General features: G+C 71.9%; 11 protein-coding genes and 2 pseudogenes. 7 read left to right on the top strand and 6 right to left on the bottom strand.

Features of this window, described 5'->3' with window-relative positions:
- The 3 genes and pseudogenes from V7Q31_RS15460 to V7Q31_RS15450 all read left to right on the top strand — a co-directional run.
- Positions 1-690, top strand: a pseudogene (locus tag V7Q31_RS15460) (hypothetical protein); the annotation flags it as partial.
- 73 nt (positions 691-763) lie between these two features.
- Complete coding sequence (locus tag V7Q31_RS15455) at positions 764-1,198, top strand: hypothetical protein (protein WP_333834760.1); 435 nt, start codon at positions 764-766, stop codon at positions 1,196-1,198.
- 11 nt (positions 1,199-1,209) lie between these two features.
- Complete coding sequence (locus tag V7Q31_RS15450; RefSeq protein WP_333834759.1) at positions 1,210-1,746, top strand: hypothetical protein; 537 nt, start codon at positions 1,210-1,212, stop codon at positions 1,744-1,746.
- Between the two features lie 10 nt (positions 1,747-1,756).
- On the opposite strand, the gene V7Q31_RS15445 is transcribed toward V7Q31_RS15450, so the two are convergent.
- The 5 genes from V7Q31_RS15445 to V7Q31_RS15430 all read right to left on the bottom strand — a co-directional run bounded on the left by V7Q31_RS15445 (position 1,757) and on the right by V7Q31_RS15430 (position 5,184).
- Positions 1,757-2,164 carry a hypothetical protein gene (locus V7Q31_RS15445; RefSeq protein ID WP_333834758.1) on the bottom strand — a complete coding sequence of 136 codons (408 nt, stop codon included), beginning with the start codon at positions 2,162-2,164 and terminating at the stop codon, positions 1,757-1,759.
- A gap of 57 nt (positions 2,165-2,221) precedes the next feature.
- Positions 2,222-2,347: a hypothetical protein gene (locus V7Q31_RS19220; RefSeq protein ID WP_442976657.1), complete on the bottom strand. Its 126-nt coding sequence runs from the start codon at positions 2,345-2,347 to the stop codon at positions 2,222-2,224.
- Positions 2,344-2,934, bottom strand: coding sequence for a patatin-like phospholipase family protein (locus V7Q31_RS19215; protein WP_442976656.1), 591 nt, complete (start codon positions 2,932-2,934; stop codon positions 2,344-2,346). The genes V7Q31_RS19220 and V7Q31_RS19215 overlap by 4 nt, the downstream gene beginning before the upstream one ends.
- Positions 2,931-3,428 carry an OmpA family protein gene (locus tag V7Q31_RS15435; RefSeq protein ID WP_333834756.1) on the bottom strand — a complete coding sequence of 166 codons (498 nt, stop codon included), beginning with the start codon at positions 3,426-3,428 and terminating at the stop codon, positions 2,931-2,933. The genes V7Q31_RS19215 and V7Q31_RS15435 overlap by 4 nt, the downstream gene beginning before the upstream one ends.
- 145 nt (positions 3,429-3,573) lie before the next feature.
- On the bottom strand, positions 3,574-5,184 hold the full coding sequence (locus V7Q31_RS15430; protein WP_333834755.1) for a tetratricopeptide repeat protein: 1,611 nt from the start codon (positions 5,182-5,184) through the stop codon (positions 3,574-3,576).
- 185 nt (positions 5,185-5,369) lie between these two features.
- Here V7Q31_RS15430 and V7Q31_RS15425 point away from each other — a divergent pair, with 185 nt between their 5' ends.
- From V7Q31_RS15425 to ppk2, 3 genes are read left to right on the top strand one after another with little or no spacing between them, the layout of a single operon-like run.
- Complete coding sequence (locus tag V7Q31_RS15425) at positions 5,370-5,645, top strand: hypothetical protein (protein WP_333834754.1); 276 nt, start codon at positions 5,370-5,372, stop codon at positions 5,643-5,645.
- Positions 5,642-7,312 carry a SulP family inorganic anion transporter gene (locus V7Q31_RS15420; RefSeq protein WP_333834753.1) on the top strand — a complete coding sequence of 557 codons (1,671 nt, stop codon included), beginning with the start codon at positions 5,642-5,644 and terminating at the stop codon, positions 7,310-7,312. Before V7Q31_RS15425 ends, V7Q31_RS15420 begins: the two co-directional genes overlap by 4 nt.
- Positions 7,313-7,333: 21 nt before the next feature.
- Positions 7,334-8,167, top strand: a complete 834-nt coding sequence (ppk2, locus tag V7Q31_RS15415; RefSeq protein ID WP_333834752.1) for a polyphosphate kinase 2 — start codon at positions 7,334-7,336, stop codon at positions 8,165-8,167.
- A 52-nt stretch (positions 8,168-8,219) separates the two neighbouring features.
- On the opposite strand, the gene V7Q31_RS15410 is transcribed toward ppk2, so the two are convergent.
- Positions 8,220-8,684, bottom strand: coding sequence for a hypothetical protein (locus tag V7Q31_RS15410; protein ID WP_333834751.1), 465 nt, complete (start codon positions 8,682-8,684; stop codon positions 8,220-8,222).
- A gap of 209 nt (positions 8,685-8,893) precedes the next feature.
- Between V7Q31_RS15410 and V7Q31_RS15405 the strand changes: the two are divergent.
- A pseudogene (locus V7Q31_RS15405) lies at positions 8,894-9,223 on the top strand (hypothetical protein); the annotation flags it as partial.

Here is a 9,223-nt window from a genome sequence, read left to right as displayed (position 1 = left end):
GGGCTCGCATGGGGCCTGACGCGCGCGCTGCCGCTGGCGGAACCCTACGCCGCGGGACTAATGCTGGTCGCGCTGACGCCCTGCGCGCCGTTCCTCCCGGTGATGGTGCGACGGGCGAAGGGCGACATGAGCCATGCGCCCGCCATGATGCTGCTCGCGGCGGTGGGGACCGTGGCCGTTCTGCCGGTCGCCGCGCCGCTGCTGGCGCCGGGTCTCGCGGTGGACGCCTGGACCATCGCGAAGCCGCTCGTCGCCCTGGTGCTCGCGCCTCTAGGTCTCGGCATGGCCGTCTTCCGCGCGGCGCCCTGCGCGGCGGCGGCGATCCGTCCGCTGGCGAAGCAGGCGGCCGGCGTCGGCGCGGTCGTGCTGCTCGGGCTTTGCGGCGTGATCTACGGGCGCGGCTTCCTCGACACCCTCGGCGGTTTCGCGATCGCGTCCTACGCGCTGTTCTTCGGCCTCGCCACCGGAATGGCCTGGGGTTTGTCTCCGGGGCTGACGCGGGAGCGGCGCAGCGTGCTCGGCCTTGCCGTCTGCACCCGCAACGCCGGCGCGGCGCTGGCCCCGCTCCTCGCGGCGCCGGCGGCCGATCCGCGGGCGATCGTGATGGTGGCGCTCGCCGTGCCCTCGCAGGTCGCGGCGGCGCTGCTGTGGGCCTGGTGGTTCGCGCGGGGGACGACGCCGCGCGGCTGAGCGACGCGCTGCGCGGCGCACCGCGTGGTGGGAAGATGCCGCTTCGCAGGCGGCGGTGGAGAAGGGCGAGAGCATGAGACGAGTTTTGCTGGCGGCCGCGGCCGCCTGTTTCGCGGCGGCGCAGGGGTCGGCGCCGGCGGCGGCGGAGGCGTCGGGCCAGGTGCGCATCAGCCAGGTGCAGGTGGCCTTCCTCGTCAGCGGCAACGTGGGCGGCGGCACGCTGACCTTCGGCGGCCGGGAGTACGACTTCACCCTCGGCGGGCTCGGCTACGGCGGCTTCGGCGCGCAGAAGATCGAGGCGCAGGGCGAAGTCTACAACCTGAAGCGCGTCGAGGATTTCGAGGGCCCCTACGTCCAGGGCCGCATCGGCGCGGTGGCCGGCGACGTGCAGGCCGGCGGAGGCATGTGGCTCTACAACCCCGCCGGCGTCGAAATCCGGCTGAGCAGCACGCGGGAGGGCTACGCGCTCTCGCTCGGCGGCGACGCCGTCTTCATCAAGCTCGACTGAGGGAGCGCCCCATGAGCCGGACCATCCGCGCCGCCGCCGCGGCGCTTCTCCTCGCCGCTCCCGCCATCGCGCAGGACGGCGAACCCGTGTCGCTCGACGCCTTCTCGGTCTGGGAAGGGGCCGGGTCCATCGTCGAGACCGGCCCGAACGCCCACGTCTTCGCCGGCGAGATGCGCGGACCCTATTTCATCGACGTTGGGCAGGGTCCCGTCCACGCCGGCGAGATCGCCTGCGTCGGCATGCTGGAGGCGGACATGGAGACGGGGCGCCAGACGGGCGCCGCGCGCTGCCGCCTCGACGCGCTCGACGGCGCGGCGTCCTTCGGGCGCTTCGCCTGCGAGGGCTTCCGCCTGGTCGGATGCGCCGGCGTCTTCGAGCTGACCGGCGGCGAGGGGCGCATGGCCGGCGCGACCGGCGAGGGCGCCATCCTCATCCGCCGCACCGAGACCGCGCTGGTCGCGCCGGAGTCCGGGCCGGTGACGGAACTCGCGATCGGCGTCGCCGTGTGGCGCGACTTCAAAGTCACGCTCGCGAAACCGGCGGAGTGAGCGCCGCCCTTCAGCGCCCGCCCGGCGATCCCGGGTGGGCGAAGAACGGCGGCGCGTCGCGCCAGAGAACCCCGTCGACCGCCATTGCGCGGCCGGTTTCGAACAGGCACGCCATGAATATCGGGTCGAAATCCTCTTTCGGCGCGGGGCAGTCGACGTTCGGGAGGATCCAGTTGATGTGGTACGCGATGTCGTCGCGCTCGGCGATGGCGTAGAGGCGATAGGCGTCGCCGACGCTGCTGCCGCGGATCAGCGAGCTGACGGCCGCGGCGCCGATGGCTGCGATCCGCGGCGAAAGCGTCTTGTGGGGCGGCTTGAGGTCGTTGTTGACGATCACCCAGAGCCGATGGTCGAGGTTGCGTCCCAGAATACGCCCGGTGGTCTCGCGGATCGGGATCTGGGGCGAGACGAAGGTCACCTGAGAGCTGGCCCCGCCGTCGACATGCATCTCGTCGTAGACCGTTCCGTCGGGGCCTTAGACGGCCACGAAGATGGGCGGGAAGGCGACCGGAATCGCAGACGACGCGCGGATCAACTCGCGCACCAGTTCCAGCGCGCCCGGCTCGCCCGAGGCGGCGATGGCGCCGACTTCCCAGATCACCGGCCGGCCCGCGTCGAGATTGGTGGTGCCGATGTAGAGGATGCGGCCCTTGCGGTGCTCGGCCGCGATCTCCTCCAGCAGTTCGGGCGTGACGTAGCGCGCGATGACGCCGCGTAGGCGGTGTAGATCTCGCGCAGCGTGCCGTCGTAGGCGGGGCCGAGGAAGGCGAAGGGCGCGATCATCGCGCCGGTGCTGACGCTGGAGACGCCCTTGAACCCGGGGCGGTCGCCGCGCTCGGTCCTGCCGTTGAGCGCGCCGGCCCCGAACGCGCCCCATCGCCCGCCCCCCCGAAAGCGCGAGGAAATGCAGGTCGGGCGACCGGCCCGCCTCGATCTCGGCGCGGAGAGGCTCCATCGCCTCGGGCGCGTCTGCTCGATGAAGCGCGCGAACTCCTCCTCCGTCAGGCCGTCACCCCAGCTGCGAAGGCCCGGCCGGCCGAAAGGCGCGACGTCCTCGGCGAGGGCGTCGGGGACGGGGCGGCGGGTCAGGGCGCGGCCGCAGGCGGCGAGCGACGCCACCGCGAGCGGCAGGGCGGCCGCCCGCAGCCGCCCCCCCGACGCGCGGTTCGCCGCTCGCCGTTCGGTCATCGGACGACGACGACTTCGACGCGCCGGTTCTGCGCGCGACCCTCTGCCGTGTCGTTCGGGACAGCGGGCGCGAGCGGGCCGACGCCGACTGCGGCGAGCCGGTTCTCGCCGACGCCGTGGTCGCGCGTCAGCGCTGCGGCCAGCGCCTCGGCGCGCCTCTCGGACAGGTCGAGATTGTAGCGGAAGTCGCCGGTGTCGTCGGTGTGGCCGACCACGGCGACCCGCAGCGCGGGATTGGCCTGAAGGGCCGACCCGAGAGTTCCGGCGGCGGCGCGGCCGGCGTCGCTGAGGCGCGCGCTGTCGGTCTCGAACAGGACGCCCCGCAGCACGACGCGCCCGTCGCGATCCAGCGCGCGGCCGATGTCCTCGGGCGTCGCCTGCGCGACGTCGAAGGTCGACGTGCGCCCGACCTGGCCTGCGGGTTGACACGCCGCCGTCAGCGCCCCTGCGGCGACGAGCGCCGCTGCGACGCCCATGCGTGAAAGCTTTCTCATGACCCAATCCCCCCGTCGCGGTCGGGATCGCCCGACGCCGCCCCGGATAGGGGCGTCCGCGACGCGGCGAGCATAGCCGCCGGGCTCGGCCTCATCGACACGGCGAGAGTAAGTAACTGTTTCAGAGGGCGAGACGCGCCGTCGGTCAGCCGGCCTGATGGCCCGGCGCGGGGTCCTCCGGCAGTCCGGCGAGCCGGAGCGCCGCCACAACTTCCCGCGCGAGGCCGGGTTCGAGGTTGCGCGCCGCGAGGTCGTCCTCCACTTTTCCGCCGTAGGACGGATCGATCGCGAGCATCCGCGACACCGCCCGCGCGGCCTCCTCCCGCAGCCCGAGCTTGGCGGCGGCGATTGCGACGAGCGCATCGCCGTAGACCAGGGTCGGCGCGGTCACGCGCCGGGCGTAGGCCAGCGCCTCCTCGAAGCGCCCGTGAGCGAACGCCTCGAGCGCCAGCCCCACGCAGAACACGCCGGGTTGCCCGGGGTTGCGGGCGAAGGACTCCGCGATGAGAACGCGTCCCCGCGCCCACTCGCCCCGGAACACGAGCCGCGTGCCGAGATCGGCCATTGTCTCGGTATCGTTGGGGTTGAGAGCGCGCCCCGCCTCCAACGCCTCCAGGGCGCCCGGCACGTCGCCCGCGAACCATCGCGCCATGCCGAGGGCGTGGTGGCTCCGGCTCGAATGGGGAGCGAGGTCGACGGCCGTCGCGCCGAGTTCGAGAGCGCGCGCTATGGGGTCGGCCGTCGCGCCCGCGGGGTAGCCGAACCGCGACGCGTCGGTGAGCGCGAGCGACAGGCAGGCGACGGCTTCGGCGTATTCGGGCTCCGCCGCGACGACTCGCTCGAGGCAAGCCAGCGCCTCGGCGTGAAGCGCGCGGTCATAGCTGCGCAAATACTGGTAGAAGCGCATCACGCAGTCGTAGGAGTTCATGTGCTCGGGCGGGTGATCCCGCGCCTCCCGCGCGCGGGCCGCGTGGATGAGGCCCCAGGGCTGGGCCACGAGGCGGGCGACACGGTCGGAAACCTCGTCGCGTGCGGCGTGAAGCGCGGCGGGATCGAGGGGCCGCTCCAGCGTCTCGCCCCAGAGATGCCGTCCCGTGCGCGCGTCGCTGAGCAGCGCCTCGACCCTGAATCGCTCGCCGTCCTCCAGCACGGCCCCGCCGAGGACGTAGTCGACCTCGCGATCGCTTCGACCCGGCTGCGCGGACCGATGCTCCTGAGAGCCGGCGGAGCCGTAAACGTCGAGGTCGCCGAAGCGGGACAGCGCGCCGATCACCTGGCGCGTGAAGCCGCGCGCGGCGCGGGGCCCGTCTTCGGCGTCGCCCTGGAACGTCAGCACCGTGATCGACGGGGTGCGCCGCTGGTCGGGACGCGGCGGCCGCGCGGCGGCTTCCGAAGGCTCCCGCGGGGGCGACCCGTACGAGAAGGACGGCACGTAGGAGCCCTTCGGAATCGTGATCCGCACCGGATCGTCGCGACCTGAGAGCAGGTAGTGCCGCTCGAGCGCCCGCCTCAACCGCAGGGCCTCGATGCGCACGATCGGATCGGTCTGCGGGTCGAAGTCGGCGCTCCGGCCGAATGCCGAGGTGGCGATCGCGTAGGCCTTGATGCGGTCGGCGCGTCCGGCGAGCGTCTCCTCGACGACATGCACGAGGAACCGCCGGTTACGGCTGGAGGCATCGAAATCGGGGGACGCGAGCACGCGCTCCAGAGCCTCGCGGGCGGCCTGCGGCGTGATGCGCGACGACTCCCCGTTCACGGCGCCGTTCCTCCCGAGGCCCTCCGTCGGGAGCGCTTCGTTCCCTTCGGCGGACCGAACAGTAACGCCTCGGCGCGAACGCGCCAAGCAAGGCGCGGCGGCGCCGCCGCTACGGTAACGTACTTTCCCCGGCCGCGCACAGGCGCAAACCTCAGGGCGACGACGCAACAAGGGCGGACACGCGCATGGCTGCCTCGCGCCCGGGCTCCGAGATCGCCGCCGTCCTCGTGCTGTTCCCCGAGGACGGGGAGACGATCCGGCGGCTCGCCGACGACTGCGAGCATTTCCGCGAGACCTGCGAGCATCTCGCCCTCGCGCGGGAGACCCTCGCCGCCTTCGAGGCGCGCCCCGACGGACAGGCGCGGCGCGAGACCGAGGACTATCGGCTCATCATCGCCGAGTTCGAGCAAGACATAGCCGGCCTGATCGCCGCGGCCCGGACAGCCGGGCGGCGCGCATGATCGAGGTCGGCAAGACCACTTCGCTCGCCGGCGATCTGGCGGCGGGGCTATCGGTCGCCGCCGTCGCCTTGCCTGTGGGCATCGCCTACGCCGACATCGTCGGCGTGGCGGCGGAGATGGGGGTCTACGCCGGCATCTTCCCGGTGTTCGCCTACGCGCTCCTCGGCTCGTCGCGCCAGCTCGTGATCGGGCCGGACACCGCGACCTGCCTGCTTCTGGCCGCGAGCGTGACGCCGCTCGCCGGGGGCGATCCCGCGCGCCACGTCGCGCTGGTCTCGGCGGTGACGCTGCTCAGCGGCGCGCTGTTCCTGATGGCGGGCGCGGCGCGGCTCGGGTTCTTCGCGAGCTTCCTGTCCCGGCCGATCCTGACCGGCTTCATGAACGGCGTGGCGATCGTGGTCGCCGCCGGGCAGCTTCCGAAGATCTTCGGCTACGCATCAGAGGCGGAGGAGGCGCTGCCCCGCCTCGCCGAGTTCGCCCGGCGCGTGTCCGAGAGCCATCCGGCCACCGCCCTCGTCGGCCTCGGAGCGGTCGCGGGGCTGTTCGGGCTCAAGAGGCTCGCCCCGCGCCTGCCCGGCGCGCTGATCGTCGTCGCGGGCGCGGTCGCGGCGGCCGCGTGGCTCGACCTCGGCGCGCAGGGCGTGGCGCTGACCGGGGCGGTCCCGGCGGGGCTTCCAGCCGCCGGCCTGCCTGCGCTCGAACCCGAGACGTGGCGGAGCCTGCTGCCCGACGCGGCAGGGGTCACCCTGATCGCCTTCACCAGCGGGATGCTCACGGCCCAGAGCTACGCGCGCCGGGGCGGCTATGCGGTCGACGCAAACCGCGAGTTGTTCGCCATGGGGGCGGCGAACCTCGTGGCGGGCGCGACGCAGGGCTTCGCCGTGGCGGGGACCGACAGCCGCACGGCGGTCGCTGCGGCCTCGGGCGCGCGCACGAGGCTCGCGGCCGTCTTCGCCGCGCTGACCATGCTGGCCGCCGCGTTCCTGCTCAGCGACCTGATCGCGCAGGCGCCCGCCGCCGCCTTCGGCGCCGTGGTCCTCGTCGCCGTGCTCGGCCTTTTCGACATCGCCGGTCTGCGCGCGTTCTGGGCGATGAGCCCGCGCGAGGCGGCGATCTCGGTCGCGACGACGCTGGGCGTGCTGACGCTCGGCGTGCTGCCAGGTGTGCTGCTCGCGGTGATCCTGTCGCTCGCGTGGCTTCTGGCGATGGCGCTCAATCCCTCCGACGCGGTGCTCGGCCGCGCGCCAGGCGTCGCCGGGTTCCACAACGTCGCCGACTTTACGGAGGCCGAAACCACGCCGGGGCTGCTGCTCTACAGGTTTGAATCGAACATCGTGTTCTTCAACGCCGACGCCTTCTGCGCCCAGCTCGAGGCCGCAATCGCCGCGCAGCCGGCTCCGGTGGAATGGGTGGTGTTGGACCTCGGCCCGGTCAGCCTGATCGACGCCACGGCGTTGATGCGCTTCGACGATCTGCGCGAGAGCCTCGCGAAGCGCGGCGTCACGCTGGCCGTGGCGCGAGCGCGGCGCAACCTCGCGCGCGCCTTTCGCGGCGACTGGGCGCGCGCCCGCCTCGCGGCGCGCCCGACCCCGGTTTTCGACACGCTGAAGACGGCGACCGCCGCCTTCCACGCGCGCAACCGCGCCGCGCCGGCGGAAGGCGCATGAAAGATCAAGGAGGAGGAGACCATGGGCAAGAAACGCGACAAGGCGGACGACGCCGCAGCGGAAGCGAGGGCCGAGACGAAGAAGGAGCGCAACCGCCGCTACGAGAAGGAGCTTGCCCGCCTGCAGGCGGAACTCGCGCATCTTCAAGCGTGGGTGAAGGCGACCGGCGCGCGGATCATCATCGTGTTCGAAGGGCGCGACGCCGCGGGCAAGGGCGGGGTGATCCGCCGGCTGACCGAGCGCGTCAGCCCGCGCGTGTTCCGCGTCGTCGCGCTGCCGGCGCCGACCGAGCGCGAGCGGTCGCAGATGTACATCCAGCGCTACATGGCGCATTTCCCCGCCGCCGGGGAAATCGTGATCTTCGACCGGAGCTGGTACAACCGTCCGGGCGTCGAGCGTGTCATGGGGTTCTGCACCGACGCGCAGGCCGATCGCTTCCTGCAGATGGCGCCAAAGGTCGAGGCGGTGATGGCCGAGCAGGGGATAACCCTTCTCAAATACTTCCTCACCGTGAGCGAGGAGGAGCAGGACCGCCGTTTCCGCCAGCGCATCGATGATCCGCTGCGCCAGTGGAAGCTGAGCCCGATGGACATCGAGTCGTACCGCCGATGGTGGGACTACAGCCGCGCCTTCGACGAGATGCTGACCCGGACCGACACAGACGCAGCGCCCTGGTGGGTGGTGCCGTCCGACGACAAGAAGGCTGCTCGCATCAACTGCATCAGCCACATCCTCGCTTCGATCCCCTACGAGCGCGTGCGCTTCGAAGCCCCGGATCTCGGCAAGCGGAAGAAGCGGCCCAAGGACTACGAGGGGGAGCCGACGCCGCGTCGGGTCGTGCCGGCCGTCTTCTGAGGCATTTTCTAAGGTGGGGCGGCGCGCCCTCGCCGGGCGCGCCTGACCGTGGTCACGTCGTCTCGGGCTCCCAGTTCAGGAAGAACCCGACATCTCCCGGCATGCCGCCGGGAAAGCTGACGATCATCGCCTTGAGGCGGTAGCCGGCCGGCTTGGCCACCTCCTGGTAGCGGTCGTAGAGCTGCTTCGCCTTGCCCTGAAGCGTGCTCGGCCAGTCGGGATCGCCGCTGTTGATCGCGCGGCCCTGATCGGTGCAGAGCTCGGAGGGGAAGCTGTAGACCAGGGCCTCCAGCTTGCCTTCGGCGGCGGCGTTCTCCACCACCCGGCGGATCATCGCGCGCTCTTTTTCCGACACGTCCTCGTGGAGAAAGGCGTCGATCACCGCGGCGCGCTTGGTCTGCTCGACGCCGAGCGCCTTCTGGCGGCGCTCCATCTCCGCCATCTCCTTCTCGAGCATCTTCATCCGCAGCTGTTCGGCGGTCGGCGGACCGCCCGCGGGCGTCTCGTCTTCGGCCATGCGCGTTCTCCTCATGTCAGACGCGCCGACGTTCCGGCGCGCGCGGTCGCACAGGCAGCCTACGCGCAAGCTGCGCGCGAAACGACACGCTTCATAGACAAAACAGTAACGTACATGGCTGCATGGCGGCCAGTCGCGGATGATCCGGGCGCGTGCGATCGAGGGACACCCTCCAGCGCAGCCCGTGCGCCGCGAAGCAGGAAGACGTCATGACCGCCGAAGTGAACGCCGCCGCGCCGCATCACCTGCCGTTCTTCATCACGCCGCCCGGACAGGCCGACGGGCTCATGGTGGCGATAGGGATCTTTCTTTTGGTGCTGGTCGTCTCGGTCGGCGTCTTCTATCTCAAGCCGCACGCCCTGCCCGAGCAGATGGCCCACAAGGGCCAGAAGACGCAGTTCCAGATTGCGGCGGTGCTGGCGCTTCGCCGACGGCTGTCTCCGACACCGCCACACCGAAGTCGCGGATGTCGCTCGTCGCCTGCGCGAGCGTCGCGCTGTCGATCCGGCTCATGGCGATGGAGCCTTCCTCGCCGAAGA

Origin of the sequence: Rubrimonas sp., assembly GCF_036788415.1 — a bacterium.
In the GTDB taxonomy this organism is placed as follows: domain Bacteria; phylum Pseudomonadota; class Alphaproteobacteria; order Rhodobacterales; family Rhodobacteraceae; genus Rubrimonas.
This window is presented reverse-complemented; position numbering and strand designations above follow the sequence as displayed.